Origin of the sequence: Marivita sp. GX14005 (assembly GCF_023370775.1) — a bacterium.
Taxonomy (GTDB): domain Bacteria; phylum Pseudomonadota; class Alphaproteobacteria; order Rhodobacterales; family Rhodobacteraceae; genus Marivita.
This window is the reverse complement of the sequence record NZ_JAMCCQ010000003.1, coordinates 151248-177456: the sequence shown is the minus strand read 5'-3', so window position 1 is coordinate 177456 and position 26209 is coordinate 151248. Positions and strand designations below refer to the sequence as shown.

The following is a 26209-nucleotide window of genomic DNA, read 5'->3' as shown; positions in this document are numbered from 1 at the left end:
TCCTTGCAAGGATGTGATAAAACGCGACATCGCGTTTTGCCCGCCCGGACCTGCCGTGGCTGCTCTGCCATGAACGATCCCATCTTCATCGGCGCGCGCATCTACCGTGGATCGAGCTACGGTCCGCGTCATCCGCTCTCGATCCCGCGTGTTCCGACGGTCACGGATCTCTGCCGGGCGCTTGGCTGGTTGCCGGCCGAACGCTACCGCACGAGCCCCTGCGCCAAGCCCGCCGCGCTCCGCGCCTTTCATACCGAGGCGTATATTGCCGCGCTCATCGAGGCGGAGGCGACGCAGCGCGCCAATCCGCGCTTTGATCTCGGCAGCCTGTCCAACCCGGTTTTTCCGGAGGTGTATCGCCGCCCGGCGACGGCTGCCGGCGGCGGGTTCCTGGCGGCGGAATGGGTGCGTCATGGCGGCGTCGCATACAACCCCGGCGGCGGCACGCATCACGGGTTGCCCGATCGGGCGAACGGGTTTTGCTATATCAACGAGCCGGTTCTGACCATCCGGCATCTGTTGGAAATGGGCCTGCGCCGCGTCGCCTATGTCGATATCGATGCACATCACTGCGACGGGGTGGAGGTGGCGTTTCGCGGCTCGCGCGCGGTGCGCATGATCTCGGTGCACGAGGCGCGACGCTGGCCGTTCACCGGCGCGCTTGGAGAGGATGCGGGCGGCGCGGCGATCAACCTGCCCGTGCCGCGCGGCTTCAATGACAGCGAATTCGACCTGCTGCTTGAAGAGGTGATCCTGCCTGCCGTCGAAGCGCATGCACCGGAGGCGATCTACCTGCAATGCGGCGCGGACGCCGTGTCCGAAGATCCGCTATCGCGGCTCGCGCTGTCGAACCGATGTCATATACGCGCGATCACGGCATTGCGCCAAATGTCGCCGCGCCTGATCGTATCGGGCGGCGGCGGCTACAACCCCTGGTCCGTTGGGCGCGCCTGGGCCTGTGCCTGGGCCGTGCTGGCCGGGCGGGAGATACCGGAGCGTTTGCCACCCGAGGCCGAAGTCATTTTGCGCGGCCTTCGATGGGCGCGCAAGGCGCAACCGTCGGAGGCCATGCTCACCACTTTGCTTGATCCCCCGCGGCCGGGGCCAATCTCGGAAGAGGTCCGTCACGTCGCAAAGGTCTGCACGATGCGTTCAAGCTTGTCCTAGCGGGAGTCGAACCTCGGCGGTTTGCGCGGCGTGGCGAAGATCGGGAACGATCCCGGCATCCGCGCAAAGTTGGGCCAGAAGGGCGAACTGGACATGGGCGGGGCGCAAATCGCGCGGCGCATGCGGTGCACCCTCTTGCAGCATCGACCACAGATCCTCGTCCAGACGGACCGTCATGCCCTGGGCCTGCGCGACGAGCATATTCTCTTCGATCGAAAGGGCGATATTTCCCCCCTGGGGAAGCGCCGCTTCGAGGCAGAGCGCGGCCAGGTAGGCCAGTTGAACCGTCCCGCGTGCAACGTCGCTGCTCATCCGCCATTCGGGCGCGATGCGCGTTCCGGCGTAATGATCGGCCAAAGTGCGCGCCGCCTCGGCGCTTTCGACGGGCTGCCTATCGCCGCCGCTGCCGAACGCGATGCGGAAGAACCGGATGCGCGCCGCCGCGTTGTCGCAGCTTTGCTGAATGAGCGACATTTCGGGGCTGGCCGGATCGGGCGTCGTCATCGCGACGAGCTCCAGCCCGTTCGAGATCGCGCCGATGGGACTGATCAGGTCGTGACAAATCCGCGATCCGATGAGCGCGGCGAGTGACGCCTTGTCATGCTGCACGAAATCCTCCAATCTGTCGTGGGAGGCAGGGAATGTCCGATCTGAATGGTGTGCTGGAACCCGGATCGCTGGTGCGGCATCCGGACTGTCCCGAATGGGGGATCGGGCAGGTGCAGTCCAATATCGGCGGCCGCATCACGGTGAATTTCCGCGAGGCCGGCAAGGTCGTGATCGACGGGTCGCGCATCGGTCTCCTTCCTGTATTCGATGACTGAACATCACAGCCAAAGGTTGATGAAGGCTTAACTTCGTGACGATTTAGGCTGTTTTCCGATCAGGGCGACGTTATTGCGCGTCTGCGCGTCAAAGCTTACATAACCCGAGATCTGAAGATTGCGACCGTTTCCATGCTGCATGCTCCTCTGGATCTCGAACTGACGCTGGCCCATAGCCAAGACGATATCCGCGCGGCGCAGCGGCTGCGCTATCGCGTCTTCGTGGAGGAATTGGGCGGTGCCGGGCCGGGCGTGGATGCCGCGGCCGGACTTGAGACCGACCGTTTCGATGCACATGCCGATCACCTTCTCCTGCGCGATCCGGCCCGCAGGGGCGACGATACAGATGGCGTCGTGGGCGTCTACCGTCTGATGACACGAGAGCAGGCGGTGACGGCCGGAGGGTTCTATTCGGCCTCGGAATTCGATCTCGAACCGCTGATGCGGAACGGCGGAGCATTGGGGGAGCTGGGACGATCCTGTCTGCACCCGGCCTATCGCGGCAGCGGAGCCTTGATGAAGCTCTGGCAGGGTCTCGCGCGCTATGTCGAGGCGCGCGGCATCGAGACGCTGTTCGGCGTGGCCAGCTTTCATGGCACGGATCTGGCGCGCTTGCAGAATGCGCTCTCGCATCTGCACAACCTTCATCTTGCGCCCGAACCGCTTCGTGTGCGGACCCTTGCGCCCGATTGCCTGCCGCTCCTTGCTCTCGAGCAGATCGACTCCAAGGCGGCGATGCGCGAGGTGCCGCCTCTCATCAAATCCTATCTTAAGCTCGGCGGCATGATCGGGCAGGGGGTCTATCCCGACCATGCGTTCAACACGACCGATCTGTGCCTCATCCTGCCGGTGAACCGCCTTCAGCCGAATGCGGTCGCGCGCCGGTTGCGCGCCGGGGCGTGACGCCGACCTGGCACGGCGATGGGCCGCCCGAGGTCGGGCGCATCTCGGCTGGCGGCTGGTTGCGCGTTGCGTGGCGCGGTGGCGCCCTGGGCGTCGTTCTGATCGCAGGGCTCACGCTGATGCTCGTGCTGCGTTTGGTGGAGCGCCCTCTCTTTGGAATGAGGCGACCGATCACACCCTATATCACGCAAGCCGTCTGTCGCCTGACCTTCGTGATCCTGCGTCTTCCGCTTCGTATGGAAGGCCAGCGCATGACGGGGCCGGGGGCGGTGGTGGCCAACCATGCGTCGTGGCTCGATATCTTCGCGCTCAACGCGCGCGAGAACGTCTATTTCGTCTCGAAATCCGAGGTCGCGCATTGGCCGTTTATCGGCTGGCTTGCCCGCGCGACGGGAACCGTCTTCATCGCGCGCGACAGGCGCGAGGCGCGCGCGCAGGCGCGGCTTTTCGAGGACCGTTTGACACAGGGTCACAGGCTGCTTTTCTTTCCCGAAGGCACGTCGAGCGACGGGCTGCGCGTTCTGCCGTTCAAACCGACGCTATTCGAGGCGTTCCTTTCGGGCGGATTGGGGCAGGATTTCAAGATACAGGCCGTGACTGTGTCATATGACACACCCGCAGCCTCGGACCCACGGTTTTATGCATGGTGGGGAGATATGGCATTCAGTCCTCATCTGCTCAAGGTGCTCGCCCAGAAGCGACAGGGTGCGGTTCGCTTGACCTATCACGAACCTGTGCGGGTGCGCGAGTTTTCGAACCGAAAGGCGCTGGCCCGCCATGTCGAAACACAAGTTCGCGCGGCACATGGAAGCCGAGCATCGGTCGCCGAATAAGCCCGACCGCGAGGTGGGCGATCGGGCTCTGGTGCTGAAAAGGTGCTCCGACAACGGATGAGGATCGCCGCCGACGCGAATTGAAAAGGTCTGCTTAAAAATAGCTTCAACAAATACGACCACGCTTTCGACCTGGGTAATATCGTCGCAGCAACCGACCGGGAGAGACAATAACTTCGGTTGCAAGTGCTGCGTGGTTCGTCCTTTTACCGCCTTTCTGCACATTACGCCGGGTAAGCGCATTACCTTGATAAGCGATTCGGCGCCGAATCGGGTGTGAAAATGGCGTGAATTCGCTGACCGAATTTGTGTCAACTGCAAACGGAAGCACATATTCGGAAGAACGAAGGTTTTGTCACCCGAATGTCACTGTGGATAACCGCCTTCGGATCAACAGGTTAGCGCGGTCGGCTCATTGTCACGGCTCTTCGATTTCGTTCTCGCCGCCTTGGTCTGCAATCCACGCGACAGAGACAACTTCTTCGCCTTTTCCGGTGTTGAACACCCGAACTCCGCCCGCGCTGCGGGAGCGGAACGAGATTCCATCAACCGGTACGCGAATTGATTGACCGTTCGATGTTGCGAGCATGATCTGGTCATCCATCTCGACGGGGAAGGATGCGACGATCGCGCCGCTGCGCAAGCCTTTGTCGATGGCCTGCACGCCCTGACCGCCGCGCCCGCGCACGGGGTAGTCATGGCTGGAGGACAGCTTGCCCGCGCCCTTTGCGGTGATCGTCAGGATCAGGTTCTCGGCCGCCGACATCTCGGCGTAAAGTTCGGTGGAGAAATTTGGATCGGCCACGGCGTCCTCGTCCCCGGCGTCATCCTCCGCGATGCCGGCCATCAGGCGGCGCATCTTGAGATAGGCTGCGCGTTGCTCGGGCGTGTAGTCGGTGTGCCTGATGATCGACATGCTGACCACGCGGTCGCCATTGTTGAGCCGGATGCCCCGCACGCCGGTGGATTTGCGGCCCTTGAAAACCCGGACCGCCGTTGTGGGGAAGCGAATTGCACGGCCTGAATCCGTCACTAGCATCACGTCGTCCTCCTCGGAGGCGATGCGCGCGTTCACCAGTTCCACGCCCTCGGGCAGGTCCATCGCGATCTTGCCGTTGCGCATCACGTTGGTGAAATCCGACAGCGCATTGCGCCGCACGTCGCCCGCGCTGGTGGCGAAGACGATCTGAAGATCGGCCCAATCCTTCTCGTCCCGATCGACCGGCATGATTGCCGCGATGGACACGCCGGTCGGGATCGGCAGGATGTTGACGATGGCCTTGCCCTTGGCCGTGCGCCCGCCCTGCGGCAGACGCCAAGTCTTGAGCTTGTAGACCATGCCTTCGGTGGTGAAGAACAAAAGCTGCGTGTGCGTGTTGGCGACGAAAAGCGTCGTGACAACGTCGTCATCCTTGGTCGACATCCCCGACAGCCCCTTGCCGCCGCGCTTCTGGGCGCGGAAATCGGCCAGCGGCGTGCGCTTGATATAGCCGGACTGGGTGACGGTCACGACCATGTCTTCGCGCTCGATGAGGTCTTCGTCCTCCATATCGCCGGACCAATCGACGATCTCGGTGCGGCGCGGCACGGCGAAAAGCTCTCGCACCTCTCGCAGCTCGTCGGCGATGATGCCCATGATCCGGTCGCGGCTGCCCAGGATTTCGAGGTATTCCCGGATCTTGCCGGCGAGTTCTTCCAACTCGTCGGTGACTTCCTTGACACCGATCTGCGTCAGCCGTTGCAGGCGCAGTTCAAGGATCGCGCGGGCTTGCGCTTCGGACAGGTTATAGGTGCCGTCCTCGTTCGCGGTATGGGTCGGATCATCGATCAGCTTGATATAGGGCAGGATATCGGCGGCGGGCCAGCGCCGCGTCATCAGCCGCTCGCGCGCCTCGGCGGCGTCGGCGGAGGAACGAATGGTCGCCACCACCTCGTCGATATTGGTGACGGCGACGGCCAGACCGCAGAGGATATGGCTGCGCTCGCGCGCCTTGCGGAGCAGGTAGGCGGTGCGCCGCGCCACGACATCCTCGCGGAAATCGATGAAGGCGTTCAGGAACTTGCGCAGCGTCAACTGCTCGGGCCGGCCGCCATTGAGCGCCAGCATGTTGCAGCCGAAACTCGTCTGCATCGGGGTGAAGCGGAAAAGCTGGTTCAGAACCACCTCGGCCGTCGCATCGCGCTTAAGTTCCACCACGACGCGCACGCCGTTGCGGTCGCTCTCGTCCTGCACATGGGCGATCCCCTCGATCCGCTTTTCGCGTGCGGCCTCGGCAATGCGTTCGATCATGGTGGATTTGTTCACTTGATAGGGAATCTCGTCGATCACGATGGCCCAGCGGTCACGGCGAATTTCCTCCACCCGCGTCTTGGCGCGAATGATGACCGAGCCGCGCCCTTCGAGATAGGCTTTGCGCGCGCCCGAACGGCCCAGCATGATGCCGCCCGTGGGAAAATCGGGGCCGGGGATATAGTCGATCAACTGTTCGGAGCTGAGATCCGGCTGCTCGATCAAGGCGAGCGTGGCATCGACCACCTCGCCAAGGTTATGTGGTGGGATATTCGTGGCCATGCCGACGGCGATGCCGCCAGCGCCATTGACCAGCATGTTGGGAAAGCGCGCCGGAAGGACCGTCGGCTCGCGGTCCTTGCCGTCGTAATTGTCCTGAAAATCGACGGTTTCCTTGTCGATATCCGCCAGCAGATAGGCGGCCGGCTTGTCCATGCGCACTTCGGTATAGCGCATCGCCGCCGGGTTATCGCCGTCCATGGAGCCGAAATTGCCCTGACCGTCCAGAAGCGGCAGCGACATCGAGAAATCCTGCGCCATGCGCACAAGCGCGTCATAGATCGCGCTGTCGCCGTGCGGATGGTATTTGCCCATCACGTCCCCAACGGGCCGCGCCGATTTGCGATAGGGCTTGTCGTGGCTGTTGCCCGATTCGTGCATCGCGTAGAGAATCCGCCGATGCACGGGTTTCAGCCCGTCGCGCAAATCGGGAATGGCGCGGGACACGATCACGCTCATGGCATAATCGAGATAGGAGGATTTCATCTCCTCCGCGATGGACACTTGCGGGCCATCGTAGCGCGGACGCTCGGGCGGCATATCTTCAGCGTTTTCAGGAGTTTCTGGCGTGTCGCTCACGTGGATGACCTGCTGTCTTCGGACCTATATTTTGTTACCCGAACCTATATCAGATGCAGCATGTAGCCCGCAATCACATAGCCCGATTATTCGTGTCCAAGCGTTTGGCACTCACCGAAAGATATGGCTAACAAATTGTATTTATTGAAATTTCACAAAAGAATGGCAGTCTTGGAAATACAAGAAAAACATGAGGTTGGCATGAGTGAGATGACCGAGACGGAAATGCTGCTGAAAGGCTACGGCCTGACCACGGCGCAATTGTTCTACAGGATGCCGGATTACCAGAACGTGTTGAACACGTTTGTCTGGCAGGATTACGACATCGCCCCCGATCACGAGAAGCTCTTCGGCTTCATCGAATTCTGGCAGGCGGAAATCGAGGGTCCGCTCCATTCGGTGCAATTCACGCATCGCAAGATGATCGCGCCCGGCGAATGGCGGCAGGTGGTGGGCGAATTCACGCTCCATTGAGCTGGCGGCGCTTGCGCAAACGCCAGCATTACCGGGCTTGACCCGGTGATGACGAGTGATCGGAGCCTCGGATCAAGCTCGCCCAAGGCGGTCAGCGAATATCAAAGACCGTAAATCCCGCCGAACTTCGCGTCGAGATAGTCCAGAAGCGGCCCCTCGTTCGGGACGAATCCACAGGCGCGTTCGATCACCTCGCGCGGCTCATAGAGCCCGCCATGCCGCTGCACGTTGTCGCGCAGCCAGCCCGTCGCCGCCGACAGATCGCCTGCCGCCAGCTGCGCATCGAGCTCGGGCACCGCGCGGCGTATCGCCTCATGGAGACAGCCGGCATAGACATTGCCGAGCGTATAGGTCGCGAAATAGCCGAAGAGCCCGACCGACCAATGCACATCCTGCAGCACGCCGTTCGACGGCCTGTCCACCGGATAGCCGAAATCCGCCTCGAAGCGGCTGTTCCACGCCTCTTCGAGATCGGCGACGTCCAGCGTTCCGGCGATGAGCTCGCGCTCCAGATCGAACCGCATCAGCACATGCAGATTGTATTGCACCTCGTCGGCTTCGGTGCGGATGAAGCCGCGATGCACGCGGTTTACCGTGGCATAGAACGCCTCGGCATCCGCGATGCCGAAATCGCCGAACGCTTCCTGCATCTGCGTGAAGAGCCAATTCGTGAACCCGCGCGAGCGGCCCAGCTGGTTCTCGTAGATGCGGCTCTGGCTTTCATGCACACCCATCGATGCGCCCGCGCCCAAGGGCGTCAGCAGATAGGCCGGATCGATATTCTGCTCATAGGCCGCATGGCCGACCTCGTGAATGGTCGAATACAGACAGTTGAACGGATCGGCCGGATCGGTGCGCGTGGTGATGCGCACATCGTTGCCCGAGCCGGAGCTGAACGGATGCACCGCCTTGTCCACGCGGCCCCGGCTCATGTCGTAGCCGAAAATCCTGGCGATCAGACGCGTCAGCTTCATCTGCGCCGCCTCGTCGAAACGGCCCTGAAGTCCCGCCGGAGCCGGCCGTTCCAAAAGCCTGTCGCGCAAGGTCGCAAGGCGCGGGCGCAGGGCGCCGAACATCGCATCGAGCTCGCCTGCGGTCATGCCGGGTTCGTAATCCTGCAGCAGCGCATCATACGGATCGCCGCCATTCGCGAGTGCCGCACCTTCCTGCCGCTTGAGATCGAGCACGCGTTCCAGCGTCGGCGCGAAGGCGGTGAAATCGTCCGCCGCCCGCGCCTCGGCCCAAATGCCCTGCGCGACCGAGGTTGTGCGCGCAAGCTCGGCGGCAAGCTCGCCCGGCACCTTGCGCGCCCGGTCATGGCTGCGGCGGATGAGGCGCAGATTGGCCTCGGCCTCCGCTCCGTCGGGCTCTGCCGCCTCGAGCCATTCTCCGACACGCGGATCGGTGCGCCGCGCGTGCAGCACCGCTTCCAGCGCCGCCATCTCCTCGCCCCGCTGCGCCGCAGCTCCGCGCGGCATGACCGTTTCCTGATCCCAGCCAAGCCGCCCCGCGATCTGCGCCAGTGCTTCGGTCTGGCGCGCATGGGCCATCAATGCGTCATACGCTCGGCTCATGCCCGCACCCCCCGAACCGATTGCGCGACCGGGTAGCCGGCCGCGAACCGTGCGCGCAGGATCAACACCCAGAGGATCACCGCCCCGAATTGATGCGCGATGGCGATCTGCCAGGGCGCCATGTAAAGCACGGTGACGATCCCCAGCACCATCTGAAGCCAGAGCATTGCGAAGACCGCGTTGAACCTGAACCGCGTGTCGGCATTGGCCGATTTACGCGCCCGGAGCCAGACGACGATGCCGAAGGCCAAAAGCAGGTATCCCGCCACGCGGTGCATGAACTGCACAAGCCCCGCGTTTTCGAAGAAGTTGCGCCACAGGGGGTCGATATCGAAAGGGTAGGGCGGCAGCACACCGCCGGCCATCAGCGGCCAGTCGTTGTATGTGCGTCCCGCATCGATCCCCGCCACCAGGGCGCCGATCAGGATTTGCAGGAACGAGAAATGCAGCAGCCCCGTGCCGAGCCCGAAGAGCTTGCCGTCGCGCGCCCGCCGCGCCTGCATGAGATCGCGCTCCTCGCGCCCCAGCAGGAACACATACCAGGCGATGAAGCCAAGGATCACGAAGGCCAGCCCCAGATGCGTGGCCAGCCGGTAGGACGCCACATCCAGCATTGCCCCCGTCAGGCCCGAGGCGACCATCCACCAGCCGATCGCCCCCTGCAGCGCGCCAAGCGCGCCGATGAACACGAGCCGCCCGGTCCAGCCCGCGGGGATCTTGCGCGCCAGCAGGAAGCCGAAGAACCCGAGCGCCCAGACCAGCCCGATCACCCGGCCAAGCTGCCGGTGCCCCCATTCCCACCAATAGATGAACTGGAACTCGGGCAGGCTCATGCCTTTGTTCTGCAACTGGTATTCGGGGATCGCGCGGTAAAGGTCGAATTCGCGTTGCCAGTCCTCCGCGTTCAGCGGCGGAATCGCCCCCGTCACCGGGCGCCATTCGGTGATCGACAGCCCGCTATCGGTCAGCCGCGTCAGCCCCCCCACGGCGATCATCACCACGACAAGCGCGAAAAGCACCATCAGCCAGATGCGGATCGCCCCGCGCGCGCCGCCGCGGCCCTTGTCGATCATTCCGCCCTGCGGGGCAGGCGGGGTCGCGTCGCGCGCCTCGACCTCTTCGAAAATACTGCGTTTGCTGCTCATGCCCCTCTCCGTTCACTCGCCCCGAAGCTAGGCCCGGTGGCGCGGCCCGTCCAGTCAGCCGGACCGGTCTTTCCAGCGCACCATTTGCCGCAGCACCCCGTGCAGCATCTGCACATCGGCGCGTGTGAGCGGCATCCGGCTCCACATATTGCGCAGGTTGCGCTTCATGTTCGGCGCCTTGTCGGGCGGAAAGAAGAACCCCGCCTGATCGAGCCTCTCCTCGTAGTGCTGTGCCAGCCGGTCCATCTCGATCGCCGAGGCCCAATCGGTGCCGGCCATCTCCACACTCTCCGCCGGCACATCCACGCTTTGCCGGCGCCATTCATAGGCCGTCAGAAGGACGCATTGCGCCAGGTTGAGCGAGGCGAATTCGGGATTGACCGGCACCGAGATGATCGCATTGGCCAGCGCGATATCCTCGTTCTCCAGCCCCGCGCGCTCGGGCCCGAACAACACCGCGACCTTCTGCCCGGCGCCGATTTTCTCGCGCGCCATCTGCATCGCGCGCTCGGGCGTGACGACCGGCTTTGTCATGCCGCGCGGCCGCGCCGTGGTGGCAAAGACAAAGGCGCAATCGGCCACGGCATCGACCGTCCGCTCCACCAGCTGCGCCTCGTCCAGAAGCCGGCCCGCCCCCGAGGCCATCGCCACCGCCTTCGGGTTCGGCCAGCCGTCGCGCGGCGTGACCAGCCGCATCCGGTCCAGCCCGAAATTCCACATCGCCCGCGCCGCTGCGCCGATATTCTCGCCCATTTGCGGGCGCACCAGCACGAAACTGAGCTGCGGCAGATCGTTCGGCATCACTTGGGGGCTCCGGCTTGCTGGCGTTGCGCCTGACTATTGCGCCCCCGCTCCGAGGGCAAGCCATTCAAGGCGGCGCAAGCTCTTGGCCCGCGCCGGGAAATCGCGATATAGGGAGCGCAGATCAAGGAAAGGGGCGCCAGATGTCCGCACCGGAGCAGCCGCAACTCTATCTCATCACCCCGCCGGAGCTCGAACTGAGCCATTTTCCCGGCGCGCTGGCCCGCGTTCTGGACAGCGCCGAGATCGCCTGTATCCGCCTGTCGCTGGCCAGCCGCGACGAGGATTTGATCCTGCGCGCCGCCGATGCGGTGCGCGAGGTGGCGCATCGCTACGACGTGGCGCTGGTGATCGACACCCATGTGGTGCTCGCGCAGCGACTCGGGCTCGACGGCGTGCACCTGACCGATGGGTCCCGCTCGGTGCGCATGGCGCGCAAGGAACTGGGCGCCGATGCCATCGTCGGCGCGTTCTGCGGCCAATCCCGCCATGACGGCATGACCGCGGGCGAGGCGGGCGCCGACTACATCAGCTTCGGCCCGGCCGGGCAAACCGCGCTCGGCGACGGCTCGCGCGCCGGGCCCGAGCTCTTCGAATGGTGGTCGCAGATGATCGAAGTGCCGGTGGTGGCCGAAGGCGGGCTCGACGAGGAGACGATCCGCGCCCTCGCTCCGGTCACCGATTTCTTTGGCATCGGCGAGGAGATCTGGCGCTCGGATGCCCCCGAACACGCGCTGTCCCGGCTCATCGCCGCGATGAAAGCCTGATCTCTCTTTCTTCTTGCCGAAAATATCCTGGGGGAGCGCGCCCCCGGCGCGCGGGGGCAAAGCCCCCGAAATGCGCTGTCCGAAGAAACCTATTCCGGCACCAGTCGCGTCACCCCGACCGAGGCCGCCCGCGCCAAATCCACATCAAGCGACATCGGAATATACTCCCCGCGCCGCCAGAGCACGCCCATGTCGTCATAATGCCGCGACAGGAAATGCCCCGATTGCCCCGTGGACAGGATGAAGACCGACGAATCGGGGTCGGCGAAATCATAGACCCCGCGATAGGCCGCGCCATGCACGTTGCGGAACGGATCGGCGCCGGTCCCGGCGCTGCGCCCGCGCATCAACGTGAAATCCCCGCCCGACGTGCTTTGCCTTATATTGACGAAATAGCGCAGGATCGGCACCTCTCCGAGCACCGGATGATCATGCGTGGCCTGATGTGCGTCCCCCCAGCGGAGCGATTCCAGCGCGGTTCCGTAGGTTTCGGAAATCCAGATCAACGCCTCGTCAAGTGCCTGGCGCGAGATATCCGAACAGCTTTCCACCACCGCCGAGCGGATCACGTCGCACCACGCGGCAGCCCCATCGATATCGCGGAAGACCCGCTCTATGAAGAGCGGCTCGACATGGGTGAACTGGTCCGCGAGCGGACCGAGATCGTCGCGGATCAGCCTGTCCTGCAGCGCCCGGAGCCAGGCGGCATAGATCAGCGGCTCGGGCAGATGCTCGTTCATCTCGCCGTTCCAGTCGGCGAGCAGATCGAGCGCGCGCTGGCGAAGCCGCTCGGGCGTGCCCTCGGGCGCGGCCTCGCCGGTGAACCACAGATCGGCGCCGATCAACGGCAGAAGCGTGCGCGCAGCGACGGAGACAGTGTCGAGCTGCGCCTCGATGAAACTGTCGCGGGTATGCACCTCGCGCCCCTGCATCATGCGGCGCCAGCGCATCACGCGCTGGCTGTCGCCCCAGTGATAGCTGACATGCAGCGGGAAAGGCCGGTCCAGAAGCTTGTTGTTGGTATTGCCGACGATCCCGCCTTCGGGATCGCGAAAAACCGGGCTCGCATCGCCCGGGAAAACCCCGTCCCAGCGGTTCTGCTCGCGCCAGCCGAGCGCCGGAAGCCGCCCCTGGCTTTCGTGATCCGCATCGCGCCGGGGCATCGCGCCGATCAGCTTCATGGCGATGCGGTCCTTGTCGATCACCGTCAGGTTCATCGACGGCGCGACATAGGCTCTGGAAGCCTCCAGAGCCTCATCGACCGATCCGGCGGACATCAGCGCAATCGCCGCCGAGACCGACGTATCCTGCGGATCGAGCGCCGTCCAGGACAGCGCCGCGACATGGCCCGGCGGCGTGACGGAGGCCAGATCGAAGCGCGTGCCGGGCAGGACGGGGCCGTTTTCGGTCCATCGGGCGGTCAGCGTGATCGGCGCGGCATCCTTGATCCTGATAATCGAATTGCGTGTCTCGAACCGCCGGTAACCCTCGGGCGTGCGATAAAGTTCGGGATCGTCGGGGTTCAGTTCCTCGATCATCACATCCTGATCGTCGAGATAGGACGAGGTCAGCCCCCATGCGATACGTTCCGAGCGCCCGGCGAGGATCGCCGGGATTCCGGGGATCGTGGCTCCGATCACGCCGCCGCTTTCAAGCTCCAGCCGCGCCAGATACCAGATCGCCGGCGCCGTGAATTGCAGATGCGGATCGCTGGCCAGAAGCGTCGAGCCGGTGGCCGAACGGCTGGCATCGGCGGCCCAGGCGTTGGATGCGCCGGCGAGCCCCAGGGGCCGAACCGGCGACAAGCCCGGTCCGGGCCGGCCAGCCGCGGCGAATTGCGTCCCGCCCGTTCCCGCGCCCGGAACCAGCGCGGCATATTCGGGCAGTGCGGCAATCCCCGGTCCGGGATAATCGGGCAGGATATCGGCCAGCCTGTCCTCGTCGGGCAGCGCCAGCGAGACGCGCGCGCGCAGCACCTCCTGCCGAAGATGGCCCGTCAGCTGCAGCGCCATCAGCTTGATCAAAGCGATGGAATCGGAGGGTTGCCATGGTGGAAGCGGACCGCCGAACAGGAAGAACTCCGGCGCGCCGCGGCCCAGGCTGTCTCGGTTGATCTCGGCGATGCGCGCGTTGACGCCGGCGGCGTAAGCGTCCAGCGCGCGCATCGCGCCCGCATCCTGCGCCTCCAGCGATTGCACCGCGAGCGCGTTCAGATCGAGCCGGCGCATCAGCTTGTCGGTTTCGACCGTGCGCGCGCCGAAGATCTCCGAAAGCCGCCCCTGCACGGTGCGACGCAGTATCGTCATCTGCCAGAGCCTGTCCTGCGCATGCGCATATCCCAACCCGTAGAACGCATCCGCGTCGCCGGAGGCGAGGATGTGCGGCACCGCCGAGTTGTCGCGCACGATCTCGACTTCGGCCGCGATCCCGCGTGCGGGAACCGTCTTGTCGTAATCGGGCAGCGACCGCGAGGCGAGGTAGTAGGCCGTGAGCACCATAACGATGCCGGACACCAGAAGGGCCGTCGTCAGCCAGACGAGAACTCTGAAAATGGACGCCACCGGCAAATCGCCTTTCGCACTCGGGAACGATGCCGGGCCTACACAACACGCGCCCCCTTGCCAAGACGGCAGGCTTGCGGGCAGGTAAGGGCAGCGAAAACTGACTGAAATTTGATGACAGGGCGAGGAGACGAGACGATGGCAAAGATCGCATTTCTGGGACTTGGCGTGATGGGCTATCCCATGGCGGGGCATCTGGCCAAGGCCGGCCATGACGTGACGGTCTACAACCGCACGGCGTCGAAAGCGGCGGACTGGGTGTCCGAACATGGCGGCGGCAAGGCGGACACGCCGGCCGAGGCAGCCGAGGGATGCGATTTCGTGATGGCCTGCGTCGGCAATGACGATGATCTGCGCAGCGTGTGCCTCGGTCCGGATGGCGCCTTCGCCGGCATGAAGGCGGGGGCGATCTTCGTCGATCACACCACGGTTTCGGCCAAGGTCACGCGCGAGCTTTACCAGGCGGCGCACAAGAAGGGCATCGGGTTCGTCGATGCGCCGATCTCGGGCGGGCAGGCGGGGGCGGAGAACGGCGCGCTCTCTGTCATGTGCGGCGGCGACGAAGGCGCCTATGCCAGCGCAGAGCCGGTGATCGATGCCTATGCCAAGCTCTGCCGCCGCATCGGAAGCAGCGGCGCGGGGCAGATGACCAAGATGTGCAACCAGATCGCCATCGCCGGCCTGGTGCAGGGGCTCAGCGAGGCGCTGCATTTCGCCGAGAAGGCCGGGCTCGACGGGCGCGCGGTGGTCGAGGTGATCAGCCAGGGCGCGGCCGGGTCATGGCAAATGGAGAACCGCTACGAAACGATGCTGGACGGCAAGTTCGATCACGGCTTCGCGGTGGACTGGATGCGAAAGGATCTCGGCATCTGCCTCGATACCGGGGACGAGGTCGGAGCGTCTTTGCCGGTGACTGCGCTCGTCGATCAGTTCTACAAGGACGTGCAGAAGCTGGGCGGCGGGCGCTGGGATACCTCGAGCCTCATCAAGCGTTTGCGCGCGATGGGGTAGGGCGGATTGGGGCGCTGCCCCAAACCCCGGGATATTTTCAGCAAGAAGAAAGGATGAGCGGAGCTTTGCCGATGCGGTGGGTTGCCGTGATGCCCGCCATCTTGCAAGCGCGGGCGGTTGTCGTATCTCTTTTGACGGCGGCATGGAGCCGTTGTTTGCGGCGAGGCCGCATTGGAGTGTTGAACGACATGAAAACCTTCTTTGGAACCCTGACAACCGTGGCTGTGCTGAGTGCCGGTCTGGCACAGGCGCAGGTGACCGTCGAAGATACGGATGGCAATGGCAGCTATTCGATGGAAGAGCTGATGGTGGCCTATCCCGATCTGACCGAGGATGTTTTCGGCGAAGTGGATGCCGATGGCGACGGCGAGGTCAGCGCGGATGAACTCAGCGCGGCACAGGAGGCCGAGATCCTCGTTGCCAACTGACGCGGATTGCAGCGCAGCTCAATCGGGCCTCGGGAAACCGGGGCCCTTTTGCTATTCGGTATCCGTGCCGCGCAGCGCGAGGATCGCGACGATGCCGAGCACGCAGAGCCCCACCACGGCGATATTGAGCGGGGAGGAGTTGGCGACGATCACGCCGATCAGCGCCCAGATCACCGTCACGCCGTATTCCGGGGCGCGGTGCAGGCGGTATTGCGCGGTCAGGGCGATGACCAACGCCAGCGCAAGCGCCACCAGCGCCGCGACGGTCTCGCCCAGCAGCCCGTAGCCCGCCAGCAGCAGGCCGATGGAGACGCAGGAGGCGGCGGTGAGCCAGCCCGCATAGATCGCCACCGGCGCCTGTTGCAGCCAGCGGTCGGTATCGCCGACGCGGAAGAGGCTCGCGAAGGCGGAGGCCAGCATCGCCCAGATCAGGATCGTCGCTGCGATGGGCGAGATATTGGCGATGGGCAGCCATGTCGCCCCGATGGCGAGGCTGAGCGCGAGCGCGGGGCGCATCGGCTGCCAATCGGGATCGTCGCTGCGTTTGATCAGCCCGAAACCCGCGCCGATGATGAGCCAGACATAGATCAGCCCCCAGATCAAGAAGGCATAGCCGGCCGGCTGCACGGGTGGATCCTCTTGCGGGATCGGGAAAAGGTTCGGATCGAACCCGTTGAACCCGTCCGAGATCAGCGGCGAGGCCGCGAAGGCGAGCGCGGCCAGAAGGACGAGGGCGGACCAGAGGCGTGTCATCGGATCAGACCAGAGCTCCTTCGGGCGTGATGCGGCTCTTGCCGCCGAGCCAGGGATGCAACGCCTCCGGCAGGGTGACGGAGCCGTCCTCTTCCTGCCCGTTCTCCAGCACCGCGATCAGGCAGCGACCCACGGCGAGCCCCGATCCGTTCAGCGTGTGCAGGAATTCGGGCTTGCCGCCATCCGCCGGCTTGAAGCGGGCGTTCATCCGGCGCGCCTGGAAATCGCCGCAGACCGAGACCGAGCTGATCTCGCGATAAGTGTTCTGACCGGGCAGCCAGACCTCGATGTCATGCGTGCGCCGCGCGCCGAATCCCATGTCGCAGGTGCAGAGCACGACGGTGCGATAGGGCAGGCCGAGCCTTTCCAGGATGCCCTGGGCGCAGCCGGTCATGCGGTCCAGCTCATCGCGGCTCTCGCCGGGGCGGGTGATGGAGACCATCTCGACCTTCTCGAACTGGTGCTGGCGCAGCATGCCCGACGTATCGCGCCCCGCGCTGCCCGCTTCGGAGCGGAAGCACTGCGTATGCGCGACATAGCGGCGGGGCAGGTAACTTTCGTCCAGGGTCTCGCCATTGACGATATTGGTCAGCGGCACCTCGGCGGTGGGCACGAGCCACCAGCCATTCGTCGTCTGGTAGCTGTCCTCGCCGAACTTGGGCAATTGCCCGGTGCCATACATCATCTCGTCGCGGACCAGAACGGGCGTCCATGTCTCGGTCAGCCCGTTTTCAGTGATATGTGTGTCCAGCATGAATTGCGCCAGCGCCCGGTGGAGCCGCGCGACAGCGCCCGACATCACGACGAAACGCGATCCGGAGAGTTTGGCGGCGGTTTCGAAATCCATTCCCGGCTGAACGCCCGTGATCTCGAAATGTTCCTTCGGAGCGAAAGCGAACTCGCGCGGTGTGCCCCAGCGGTGGATCTCGACATTGTCCTCCTCGTCCACGCCCTCGGGCACGTCCTCGTAGGGCAGGTTGGGCAGGCCCATCAGAAGGGTCTGCAACTCGGCATCGAGCTCCTTGGCGCGGGCCTGCATCCGGGCGACCTCGGCCTTCTTGGCCGATACCTCGTCGCGCAGCCGGGCGAATTGCGCGTCATCGCCGGCGGCCTTGGCCTTGCCGATCTCCTTTGCGGCGCGGTTCTGGTCGGCCTGCGCGGTTTCCGCTTCGAGGATGGCGGCGCGGCGCGCTTCGTCGAGCGCGAGGATCTCGGACGAGACCGGCTCCGATCCACGGCGGGCCAGCGCGGCGTCGAACGCGGCGGGATTCTCGCGGATGGCGCGGATGTCATGCATGGGTCTTGTCCTTCTGACTCGTCTTTCGGGCGGCGTTATGCACCTTATGGCCGGGAATGGGTAGAGGGCGCGCGCGCGGGCAGGCGTGTGACCGGAACCGCGAGCGCGCCGGTTTCCCCCATCGCGCTGACGACGCCGATGACGGACCAGCGCGAGCCGGATTGCGCCAGGACCGGGCCGCCAGAATTCCCCGCATTCACGGCACAATCGAGCCTGAGCAGGTTCGCGGTTTCGCGGCCGCCGCAGTCGAAATCCGCCCCGAGCATATGCGGCCGGCTCGCCGAGTAGCCGATCAGCGCGAAGGGCGCGCGTGGGCCTTGCCGCGAGAGATCCAGCGGCGCGACCTCGGCCTCGCGCTTCAGCGTGATGACCGCGATATCGTAATGCAGATCGAGCCGCCCTCGCGCATAGGCCTTCGGATGCACCCAGACCGACCGCCCCTGCACGCTGTCGGCGGCCGTGCCGCGCAGCCAGCCGGCGACGAATGTGATCCGCTCCGGCGCGGGGCCGATCCCGTCTAGCCCGGAGACGCAATGCGCCGCCGTGAGAACCTTGTCGGGCGCGATCAGCGTGCCCGAACACATCTCGCGCTTGCGGTAGCCGGCGGCATTGACGCGCCCGATGGCCTGCCAGTCGGCGTGATCCTCCAGCGGCAGCAGCGGCAGATCCTGCGCCGGGGCGGCGGTGGCAATGCACAGGGTGATGAGGCGGAGAACGGCGCGCATGAGCGCAGCTAAGGCCCATTCGGGTGCGATCCGCAAGGCGTCTTCCCCGCCGCGTCGGACCCGGCGATACGGCCCATGCCGGGCGCGGCGCCGGATCGCCTTGCATTGCGCGATCTGCCGACTTAGGTAACGGCAACTTTCACGGCCCCCCAAGGGCGGCCCTTGATGCGGGGCAACCCGCGCGTAGCGAGAAGGAACACGCCCATGGATGGTAGCGCAATCGCCCAGTTCATTCCCCTCATTCTGATCTTCGCGATCATGTATTTCCTGCTGATCCGTCCGCAGCAGAAGAAGATCAAGGAACATCAGAAGATGGTCGAGGCGCTGCGCCGGGGCGATGTCGTGGTCACGCAGGGCGGGCTGATCGGCAAGGTCGTGAAGGTCAAGGACGATAACGAGCTGGATGTGGAAATCGCCGAAGGCGTGAAGGTCCGCGTCGTGCAAAGCACGATTGCCGCCGTGAAGTCCAAGACCGAACCTGCCGCCAATTCCTGATCCTTTCGCCCAAAGCCGGACCTTTCGCACATGCTTCAGATCGACCTCTGGAAGCGCATCCTGATCTGGACCACTGTGGCGGTGGGACTGTTTCTGGCGCTGCCCAACCTGTTCTACCCGAGGGTCGAGCAACATAACGACGCGGTTGCCGCAATCGAGTTGCAAGGCGAGACACCGGCGCTGTTGGCGGAGCGGGACGGCTGGCCGTCCTACCTGCCGTCCGGTCTGGTCAATCTCGGTCTCGATCTGAGGGGCGGCGCGCATCTTCTTGCCGAAGTGCAGGTCGAGGATGTCTATGCCGCGCGGCTCAAGGCGCTTTGGCCGGAGGTGCGCGACGTGCTGCGCGACGCGCGTGATACGGTCGGCACGATCCGGCTTCAACCGTCGCAGGGCGATAGCCTTCGGGTGCGCATCTCGCGGCCCGAGGGAATGCAGCGCGCGCTTGAACTGGTGCGCGGTCTGGCGCAGCCGACCGCGTCGGTCACCGGCGCGATGAGCAACGATCTCGAAGTGACGGCGGACGGATCGGACATCGTCGTCACCCTGTCGGAAGCCGAACGCGCGGCGACGGATCGGCGCACGATGATGCAGAGTCTCGAAATCATCCGCCGCCGGATCGACGAGGTCGGCACGCGCGAGCCGACGATTCAGCGTCAGGGCGCGGACCGGATTCTCATCCAGGTTCCGGGCATCGGCTCCGCCGCCGAGCTCAAGGAAATCATCGGCACCACCGCGCAGCTGACCTTTCAGCCGGTGGTGGGCCGCACCGACGATCCGGGCGCATCGGCGGGCGTCGGCAACGAGGTTCTGCCATCGCTCGATGAGCCCAACACCTATTACATTCTCGAACAGGCCCCCGTCGTCACCGGCGAGGAGCTGGTGGATGCGCAACCGGCCTTCGATCAGAACGGCCGCCCGGCGGTGAATTTCCGCTTCAACCCGGCGGGCGCGCGCAAGTTCGGCGATTACACGGCAGCCAATATCGGCAATCCCTTCGCCATCGTTCTGGACGGCGAAGTGATCAGCGCACCCGTGATCCAGAGCCATATCCCCGGCGGCTCGGGCATCATCACCGGGCGCTTCACGGTCGAGGAATCGACGCAACTTGCCGTGCTGCTGCGCGCGGGCGCCTTGCCCGCCGGTCTGGAATTCCTTGAAGAGCGGACCATCGGGCCCGAGCTTGGGCAGGACAGCATCGACGCGGGCAAGATCGCGACGATCGTGGCCTTTGCGGGCGTGCTCATCTTCATGGCGCTGAGCTATGGCCTGTTCGGCCTTTTTGCCAATGTCGCGCTGATCATCAACGTGGCGCTCGTGTTCGGCTTGCTGAGCCTGATCGGCGCGACGCTGACGCTGCCGGGGATCGCCGGGATCGTGCTGACGGTCGGCATGGCGGTCGATGCCAATGTGCTGATCTTCGAGCGTATTCGCGAAGAGTTGAAAACCGCGCGCGGTCCTGCGCGGGCCACCGAGCTTGGCTATGAAAAGGCGCTTTCGGCCATTCTGGATGCGAACATCACCACCTTCATCACCGCCGTGATCCTCTTCGTCATGGGCTCCGGCCCGGTGCGCGGCTTCGCCATCACCCTCGGTCTGGGCATCCTCACCTCGGTCTTCACCGCGATCTTCGTCACGCGGCTGCTGATCGTGATGTGGTTCGAGCGCCGCCGCCCCAAGACAATCGAAGTTTAGGAAGGTTCGGTCCGATATGCGTTTGCGACTGGTCAAACAGGATACCTCGTTCGATTTCTTCTCGCGCTGGAAGCTGTGGATCGGAATTTCCATCGTTCTGATGACGGTGGCGTTCGGGTCCTTTATCCTGCAGGGGCTCAATTACGGCATCGACTTTCGCGGCGGCACCACGATCCGCACGCAAAGCGCGGAGCCGGTGGATGTTGGCCTTTACCGCGACGCCATCGCCTCCGAAGGGCTCGGTGATGTGACCATTTCGGAAGTGTTCGATCCCACATTCGGGCCTGACCAGAATGTCTCCATGGTGCGGATTCAAGCGCAGGACGACATGGAAGCGGTCAGCGCCGAGTTGATCGAGCAGGTCGAGGCCGCACTCGCCGAGGCGGTGCCGGATATCGAGTTCGTCTCCGTCGAATCGGTCGGTCCCAAAGTGTCGGGCGAATTGATCCAGACCGCCGCCATTGCGGTGGCGCTGGCGATGGCGGCGGTGCTGATCTATATCTGGCTGCGCTTCGAATGGCAGTTCGCCGTCGGCGCTGTTGTCGCGCTGTTTCACGACGTGATCCTGACAATCGGCATCTTCTCCGAGCTGCAGATCAAGTTCGATCTGGCGATCATCGCGGCGCTGCTGACCATCGTGGGCTATTCGCTCAACGACACGGTCGTAGTGTTCGACCGGGTGCGCGAGAACCTGATCAAGTTCAAGCAGAAGGATCTCAAGGAGGTCCTGAACCTGTCGATCAACGAAACGCTGAGCCGGACCTTCATGACATCGGCCACCACGCTGGTGGCGCTCATCTCGCTCTTCGTGCTCGGCGGCGATGTGATCCGGGGCTTCGTCTTTGCCATGATCTGGGGCGTGATCGTCGGCACCTATTCGTCGATCTTCGTGGCGTCGGTGATCCTGCTCTGGCTCGGCGTCAAGCGCGACTGGACCAAGCCGACGGACACGACGGGCAACCAGTTCTCGAATGTGGATGCCTGATCGCCCCAAGGCACGGTTTTGATTCGCCGCGCGGCTGCGCTATCATCCGCCCGGAAGGAAGGAAACGCGATGCGATTGAACGAGGTCGTCTATACCGATGCCGAACCCGTCGACGGCTATGGCGCGGGCTTTTTCCGCATCGGCGGCAAGAAGCGCGAAGCGCCGCTGCTGACGAGCCCCGGAGGAACGCGCGCCTGGGGCGGATACGAGGATGTCGCGACACTGCTCGACATCTCGGGCGAGATCGACGTGCTCTTCATCGGCACCGGCAGCGATATCGCGCATATCCCCGCCGCCCTGCGCGCGGCGCTGGAGCAGGCCGGCACGGGCGTCGAGGTGATGAGTTCCCCCGCCGCCTGCCGCACCTATAACGTGCTGCTCTCCGAAGGCCGCCGCGTCGGGCTGGCCGTGCTTCCTGTCACCTGAGCGCGGCGCGATGCGTGGGCGCATCGCGGCTTCTTCTGCCGGAGGCAGGCGAAACTGACTTTTGCGACACGTATTTGACCCGACGCGGGTGCGGGCTCGGAATATGGGATATTACGGCCAGGGCAGCGAATGGCTGGAAGAGCCCGAAACCTTCAATGCTACCGGGGCGGACAGGAACGGCTGGTTTGAGCGTTTCATCTGGTCAGACTCGCCACCTTCTCCGTTCCAAAGCGGAAAACTGAGCATCTTGGAACGGGCAATCTGTTCTGTAAAGTCAAGCTGCACGGATGCACCACGGGGAACTTTATGCGCGCGCGTAATTTACCGCGCAGAACGTGGGTCTGGCCCGAACGCGACGTAGCCCGCGAGCGCAAGCATTACGCTTCCCAGAAGTCCGTTTTGGGCACGGAGGAACCACGAGTGCTGTGCGACCCAACCGCGGACACGCGATGCTCCCCAACCGATGACAGATAGGAGAGCCGTGCCTTTAAGCTTCATCACCGTGACCAGAACGAGTGTTTGCAGCCAAACAGATCCGGTCTCCGGCGACACGAACTGCGGTATAAAGGCAATGAGGAAGATGTAGATCTTCGGATTTAGCAGATTGGTGATAAAGCCCTGTTTGAACGCGGCGTTCTCGATGTTTGCTTGGCCGAGGCTCACATCCCCCATCCAGCACCTGCGCAGCGCTTTGACCCCGATCCAAACGAGGTAAAATACCCCAACCAGCTTCACCGACTCGTAGAGAACTGGCGACGCTGCGAAGACCGCACCGAGCCCGAAAGCGGCGGCCGGAACCTGTATGATTCCAGCGGCGCCGACACCCATAGCACATGCAATTCCGGCACGGTGTCCTTGAGTAATTCCTCGCGCTATGACGGCCGCCATGTCCGGTCCGGGCGAGAGCTTCAGAACGAGGTCGGCGGCAAGGAAAAGAAGGAATTGTTCGAGGGTCGGCATGACCGAATGCTAGCAGCCGGAGTGATGCTGTTTCAAGGAAGGTTTTCGTCAACCATGCCCTTGTCGATTGGTCCTACAAATCCGGCGCAGCGAAAGCCAGGATCCTCCGCACAACCCACTTTCGCGGATGTTGGGTCGAAAGACCGGTCCGGGTCAGAAGTCGATTTCGCTCGGCTCAGACACTCCTGCCCACGGAAAAGCGCCCGGGCCGGGGCATGATGCGTCGACGCATCATGGCTTTCCCGTTGACGGAAAAGCGCGCTCCGGGATCGGCGACCATTTCCCGCTTTCGGCCCGCGCGCTGCTGGTCTAAGCGAAGGGCATGAATCTGACCGTCCGAGATCTGGCCGTCACGCGCGGCGGCATTGCCATCCTCGAAGGGGTGTCCTTCGATCTTTCCCCCCGCGAAGCGCTCGTCCTGCGCGGGCCGAACGGCATCGGCAAGACAACCTTGCTGCGCAGCGTGGCCGGCCTGCAGCCCGCCGAGGCCGGCACGGTAACGGGCGCGGAGGACCGGATTGCGCATGCGGGCCATTCCGACGGGCTCAAGGCGATGTTGAGCGTCACCGAGAACCTGCGGTTCTGGGCCTCGGTTTTCGGCACGTCCGATATCGAACCCGCGCTGGCCGCCTTCGATCTTCTGGAACTTCGGGACCGGATGGCCGGCACCTTGTCGGCGGGGCAAAAGCGGCGGCTTGGCCTTGCGCGGCTCATGGTGACGGGCCGGCCGATCTGGGTGCTGGACGAGCCGACCGTATCGCTCGACGCGGCCTCTGTCGCGCTTTTTGCCGAAGCGGTGCGGGCGCATCTGGCGCGCGGCGGCAGCGCGCTGATGGCCACGCATATCGATCTCGGTCTTGCGGAGGCACGGGTGCTCGATCTGACGCCGTTCAAGGCCGGACCGCGGGCGCGCGCGATGGACGAGGCCTTTCTATGAAAGCGCTTCTTTACCGCGATCTCATCCTTTCGGTTCGCGCGGGCGGCGGCTTCGGGCTGGGGCTTGCGTTCTTCCTGATCGTCACGGTTCTGGTGCCTTTTGGCGTCGGGCCGCAAACCGAACTGCTGGCGCGAATTGCGCCCGGCATCCTGTGGATCGGCGCGCTTCTGGCCTGCCTCCTGTCGCTCGACCGCATCCTTGCGCTCGATTGGGAGGACGGATCGCTCGACCTGCTGGCAACCGCGCCCCTGCCGGTGGAAAGTATCGTGACCGTCAAGGCGCTGGCCCACTGGATCACCACGGGCCTTCCGCTGGTTCTTGCGGCACCGGTTCTGGGCGTGCTGCTGTCGCTGCCGCTTCCGGCCTATCAATGGGTTCTCATCAGCCTTGCCGTCGGCACCCCCGCGCTCAGCGTCATCGGCACTTTCGGCGCATCTCTCACCGTCGGACTCAAGCGCGGCGGGCTGCTCATGTCGCTGCTCGTTCTGCCGCTCTATGTGCCGACATTGATCTTCGGTGCCGAAGTGGCGCGGCGCGGGGCCGAAGGGCTGACGGTTCAGACACCGCTGCTGCTTCTGGCGGGGATCAGTTTCGGGGTCATCGCGCTTTTGCCCTTCGCCAGCGCTGCGGTGCTGAGGATCAACCTGCGATAACGCGTCTCATGCGGCTTTTTGAATTGAAGCCGCCCGGAAAAGAGCCTACCTGACGGCCATGTCGCTTTGGGAATACGCAAACCCCGTCAAATTCATCCGCACGACGGACAAGCTGCTGCCGTGGCTCTGGATCGCGGCGGTGGCCTGTCTCGTCATCGGCCTCGTCTGGGGGTTCTTCCTGACGCCGGACGATTACCGCCAGGGCTCCACCGTCAAGATCATCTATCTGCATGTGCCGTCCGCGCTGATGGCGATCAATGCCTGGATGATGATGCTTGTCGCCTCGCTCATCTGGATTGTGCGGCGGCATCACGTCTCCGCCCTCGCCGCACGCGCGGCTGCGCCGGTCGGCGCGGTGATGACGCTGATCGCGCTGGCCACCGGCGCCTTCTGGGGGCAGCCGATGTGGGGCACGTGGTGGGCATGGGATCCGCGCCTGACCTCCTTTTTGATCCTGTTCCTCTTCTATCTCGGCTACATGGCTTTGTGGGAGGCGATCGAAAATGACGACACCGCCGCCGACCTGACATCGATCCTGTGCCTCGTTGGCTCGGTCTTTGCGGTGCTCAGCCGCTATGCGGTCAATTTCTGGAACCAGGGCCTGCACCAGGGCGCGACGCTCAGCCTCGATGCCGAGGAGAACATTTCGGACGTGTTCTGGTATCCTCTGCTGGTCTGCATCGCGGGGTTCGTCCTGCTGTTCATAGCGCTGGTCTTCCTGCGCACGCAGACCGAAATTCGCGCCCGCCGGACGCGCGCCTTGCTGGCGCGGGAGGGGCAGGCATGATGCCGGATCTCGGGAAATACGCCTTCGAGGTGCTCAGTTCCTATGGCGTGACGCTGCTGCTGCTCTGCGCGGTGGTCTTCGTCAGCCTGCGCCGGGCGCGCAAGGTGCGCACGGCACTCGACGAGGTTGAACAGCGGAGGGGAAAACGTGGCTAGGGTTTCGCCGCTGATGGTGCTGCCCCCGGTGATCTTCGGCGCGTTCGCCGTGCTGGCTTATGTCGGCATGTTTCGCGAGGATCCGCAGGGCCTGCCTTCGACTCGTGTGGGGCAACCCGCGCCTGAGATCACGCAAGAGCCGCTTCCCGGCTACGCCGCCTTCACGCCTGATATGCTGGGCGACGGAGAGGTGACGCTGGTCAATTTCTGGGCCAGCTGGTGCCCGCCCTGCCGCGCCGAACACCCCAAGCTGCTGGAAATGCAGGCCGAGGGCATGGAGATCGTCGGCGTGAATATCCGCGATCAGGTCGCCAATGCGACGGGCTATCTGAAAGACGAGGGCAACCCCTTCGCCGCCGTTCCCTTCGATCCGAAAGGGCGCACGTCGATCGACTGGGGCGTGACCGCGCCGCCGGAGACATTCATCGTCGATGGGGATGGAACGGTGCTTTACCGTTTCGCGGGGCCATTGGTGGGGTCCGATTACGAGCAACGGTTCCTGCCGGCCCTCGAACAGGCGATGGTCAAGTAGCCACGCGCCTCAATGCAGGATCAGCAAAGCCGGATCCGGCGTCGCCGCAAGGACGCTTGCGCCTGCGATCAGCAGCAGGGCTGCCGTCTGGATGAGTGTCAAAAGTTTCACGATAATACCTGTATATTTTTGTCGGGTTTGACGAACCTTTCATGCCTGTTGACGCAGGCTATGCG

Annotated in this window: 27 protein-coding genes; 17 read left to right on the top strand and 10 right to left on the bottom strand. The window is 64.2% G+C overall.

Annotated elements, in window-relative coordinates; translation table 11 throughout:
• Positions 1-69 precede the first annotated feature (69 nt).
• Positions 70-1167: an acetoin utilization protein AcuC gene (locus tag M3465_RS11035; protein WP_249501799.1), complete on the top strand. Its 1098-nt coding sequence runs from the start codon at positions 70-72 to the stop codon at positions 1165-1167.
• Here the strand turns inward: M3465_RS11035 and M3465_RS11030 are convergent.
• The gene (locus tag M3465_RS11030) at positions 1153-1776 is read right to left on the bottom strand and encodes a histidine phosphotransferase family protein (RefSeq protein WP_249501798.1); all 624 of its coding nucleotides are present in this window, start codon (positions 1774-1776) and stop codon (positions 1153-1155) included. The two genes, M3465_RS11035 and M3465_RS11030, sit on opposite strands and share 15 nt — an antisense overlap.
• A gap of 32 nt (positions 1777-1808) precedes the next feature.
• Between M3465_RS11030 and M3465_RS11025 the strand changes: the two genes are divergently transcribed.
• The 3 genes from M3465_RS11025 to olsA all read left to right on the top strand — a co-directional run bounded on the left by M3465_RS11025 (position 1809) and on the right by olsA (position 3727).
• Positions 1809-1991 (top strand): DUF3553 domain-containing protein, encoded by a 183-nt coding sequence (locus tag M3465_RS11025; RefSeq protein ID WP_249501797.1) that lies wholly within the window; start codon positions 1809-1811, stop codon positions 1989-1991.
• 132 nt (positions 1992-2123) lie between these two features.
• Positions 2124-2894, top strand: coding sequence for a GNAT family N-acetyltransferase (locus M3465_RS11020; protein ID WP_249501796.1), 771 nt, complete (start codon positions 2124-2126; stop codon positions 2892-2894).
• Positions 2891-3727, top strand: coding sequence for a lyso-ornithine lipid O-acyltransferase (olsA, locus tag M3465_RS11015; RefSeq protein WP_249501795.1), 837 nt, complete (start codon positions 2891-2893; stop codon positions 3725-3727). The genes M3465_RS11020 and olsA overlap by 4 nt, the downstream gene beginning before the upstream one ends.
• 418 nt (positions 3728-4145) lie before the next feature.
• Here the strand turns inward: olsA and gyrA are convergent, their stop codons facing one another.
• Positions 4146-6836: a DNA gyrase subunit A gene (gene gyrA, locus M3465_RS11010; protein ID WP_249502008.1), complete on the bottom strand. Its 2691-nt coding sequence runs from the start codon at positions 6834-6836 to the stop codon at positions 4146-4148.
• A gap of 240 nt (positions 6837-7076) precedes the next feature.
• On the opposite strand from gyrA, the gene M3465_RS11005 reads away from it, so the two are divergent.
• The gene (locus M3465_RS11005; protein WP_249501794.1) at positions 7077-7349 is read left to right on the top strand and encodes an usg protein; all 273 of its coding nucleotides are present in this window, start codon (positions 7077-7079) and stop codon (positions 7347-7349) included.
• Positions 7350-7450: 101 nt separating this feature from the next.
• On the opposite strand, the gene M3465_RS11000 is transcribed toward M3465_RS11005, so the two are convergent.
• The 3 genes from M3465_RS11000 to M3465_RS10990 are packed head-to-tail and all read right to left on the bottom strand — an operon-like array spanning position 7451 to position 10869.
• Entirely contained in the window at positions 7451-8923 is a 1473-nt protein-coding gene (locus M3465_RS11000; protein WP_249501793.1) for a carboxypeptidase M32, read from the bottom strand.
• Positions 8920-10068, bottom strand: coding sequence for a heme A synthase (ctaA, locus tag M3465_RS10995; RefSeq protein WP_249501792.1), 1149 nt, complete (start codon positions 10066-10068; stop codon positions 8920-8922). The genes M3465_RS11000 and ctaA overlap by 4 nt, the downstream gene beginning before the upstream one ends.
• A gap of 54 nt (positions 10069-10122) precedes the next feature.
• Positions 10123-10869 carry an RNA methyltransferase gene (locus M3465_RS10990; protein ID WP_249501791.1) on the bottom strand — a complete coding sequence of 249 codons (747 nt, stop codon included), beginning with the start codon at positions 10867-10869 and terminating at the stop codon, positions 10123-10125.
• Between the two features lie 143 nt (positions 10870-11012).
• Here M3465_RS10990 and M3465_RS10985 point away from each other — a divergent pair, with 143 nt between their 5' ends.
• Positions 11013-11636 carry a thiamine phosphate synthase gene (locus M3465_RS10985; protein WP_249501790.1) on the top strand — a complete coding sequence of 208 codons (624 nt, stop codon included), beginning with the start codon at positions 11013-11015 and terminating at the stop codon, positions 11634-11636.
• A gap of 89 nt (positions 11637-11725) precedes the next feature.
• Here the strand turns inward: M3465_RS10985 and M3465_RS10980 are convergent, their stop codons facing one another.
• Complete coding sequence (locus M3465_RS10980) at positions 11726-14197, bottom strand: penicillin acylase family protein (protein WP_249501789.1); 2472 nt, start codon at positions 14195-14197, stop codon at positions 11726-11728.
• Positions 14198-14335: 138 nt separating this feature from the next.
• Between M3465_RS10980 and M3465_RS10975 the strand changes: the two genes are divergently transcribed.
• Complete coding sequence (locus tag M3465_RS10975) at positions 14336-15208, top strand: NAD(P)-dependent oxidoreductase (protein WP_249501788.1); 873 nt, start codon at positions 14336-14338, stop codon at positions 15206-15208.
• A 188-nt stretch (positions 15209-15396) separates the two neighbouring features.
• On the top strand, positions 15397-15636 hold the full coding sequence (locus M3465_RS10970; protein WP_249501787.1) for an EF-hand domain-containing protein: 240 nt from the start codon (positions 15397-15399) through the stop codon (positions 15634-15636).
• A 51-nt stretch (positions 15637-15687) separates the two neighbouring features.
• Here M3465_RS10970 and M3465_RS10965 read toward each other — a convergent pair whose 3' ends face one another.
• From M3465_RS10965 to M3465_RS10955, 3 genes are read right to left on the bottom strand one after another with little or no spacing between them, the layout of a single operon-like run.
• Positions 15688-16389, bottom strand: a complete 702-nt coding sequence (locus M3465_RS10965) for a TspO-related membrane protein (protein ID WP_249501786.1) — start codon at positions 16387-16389, stop codon at positions 15688-15690.
• A 4-nt stretch (positions 16390-16393) separates the two neighbouring features.
• Complete coding sequence (gene serS / locus M3465_RS10960) at positions 16394-17686, bottom strand: serine--tRNA ligase (RefSeq protein ID WP_249501785.1); 1293 nt, start codon at positions 17684-17686, stop codon at positions 16394-16396.
• Positions 17687-17730: 44 nt separating this feature from the next.
• The gene (locus M3465_RS10955; protein ID WP_249501784.1) at positions 17731-18411 is read right to left on the bottom strand and encodes a trypsin-like serine peptidase; all 681 of its coding nucleotides are present in this window, start codon (positions 18409-18411) and stop codon (positions 17731-17733) included.
• Positions 18412-18615: 204 nt separating this feature from the next.
• Here M3465_RS10955 and yajC point away from each other — a divergent pair, with 204 nt between their 5' ends.
• The 4 genes from yajC to M3465_RS10935 all read left to right on the top strand — a co-directional run bounded on the left by yajC (position 18616) and on the right by M3465_RS10935 (position 22009).
• Positions 18616-18906, top strand: a complete 291-nt coding sequence (yajC, locus tag M3465_RS10950; RefSeq protein ID WP_249501783.1) for a preprotein translocase subunit YajC — start codon at positions 18616-18618, stop codon at positions 18904-18906.
• A gap of 30 nt (positions 18907-18936) precedes the next feature.
• Complete coding sequence (gene secD, locus M3465_RS10945; protein WP_249501782.1) at positions 18937-20598, top strand: protein translocase subunit SecD; 1662 nt, start codon at positions 18937-18939, stop codon at positions 20596-20598.
• Between the two features lie 16 nt (positions 20599-20614).
• On the top strand, positions 20615-21583 hold the full coding sequence (gene secF / locus M3465_RS10940; RefSeq protein ID WP_249501781.1) for a protein translocase subunit SecF: 969 nt from the start codon (positions 20615-20617) through the stop codon (positions 21581-21583).
• 69 nt (positions 21584-21652) lie between these two features.
• On the top strand, positions 21653-22009 hold the full coding sequence (locus tag M3465_RS10935) for an Mth938-like domain-containing protein (protein WP_249501780.1): 357 nt from the start codon (positions 21653-21655) through the stop codon (positions 22007-22009).
• Positions 22010-22330: 321 nt separating this feature from the next.
• Here the strand turns inward: M3465_RS10935 and M3465_RS10930 are convergent, their stop codons facing one another.
• Positions 22331-22969 carry a LysE family translocator gene (locus M3465_RS10930; protein WP_249501779.1) on the bottom strand — a complete coding sequence of 213 codons (639 nt, stop codon included), beginning with the start codon at positions 22967-22969 and terminating at the stop codon, positions 22331-22333.
• Positions 22970-23291: 322 nt separating this feature from the next.
• On the opposite strand from M3465_RS10930, the gene ccmA reads away from it, so the two are divergent.
• From ccmA to M3465_RS10905, 5 genes are read left to right on the top strand one after another with little or no spacing between them, the layout of a single operon-like run.
• Positions 23292-23906, top strand: a complete 615-nt coding sequence (gene ccmA, locus M3465_RS10925; RefSeq protein WP_249501778.1) for a heme ABC exporter ATP-binding protein CcmA — start codon at positions 23292-23294, stop codon at positions 23904-23906.
• Complete coding sequence (gene ccmB / locus M3465_RS10920) at positions 23903-24559, top strand: heme exporter protein CcmB (protein ID WP_249501777.1); 657 nt, start codon at positions 23903-23905, stop codon at positions 24557-24559. Before ccmA ends, ccmB begins: the two co-directional genes overlap by 4 nt.
• A 58-nt stretch (positions 24560-24617) precedes the next feature.
• The gene (locus M3465_RS10915; RefSeq protein ID WP_249501776.1) at positions 24618-25346 is read left to right on the top strand and encodes a heme ABC transporter permease; all 729 of its coding nucleotides are present in this window, start codon (positions 24618-24620) and stop codon (positions 25344-25346) included.
• Positions 25343-25501 (top strand): heme exporter protein CcmD, encoded by a 159-nt coding sequence (gene ccmD / locus M3465_RS10910; protein ID WP_249501775.1) that lies wholly within the window; start codon positions 25343-25345, stop codon positions 25499-25501. Before M3465_RS10915 ends, ccmD begins: the two co-directional genes overlap by 4 nt.
• Complete coding sequence (locus M3465_RS10905) at positions 25494-26033, top strand: DsbE family thiol:disulfide interchange protein (RefSeq protein ID WP_249501774.1); 540 nt, start codon at positions 25494-25496, stop codon at positions 26031-26033. The genes ccmD and M3465_RS10905 overlap by 8 nt, the downstream gene beginning before the upstream one ends.
• The last annotated feature ends 176 nt before the right edge of the window (positions 26034-26209 follow it).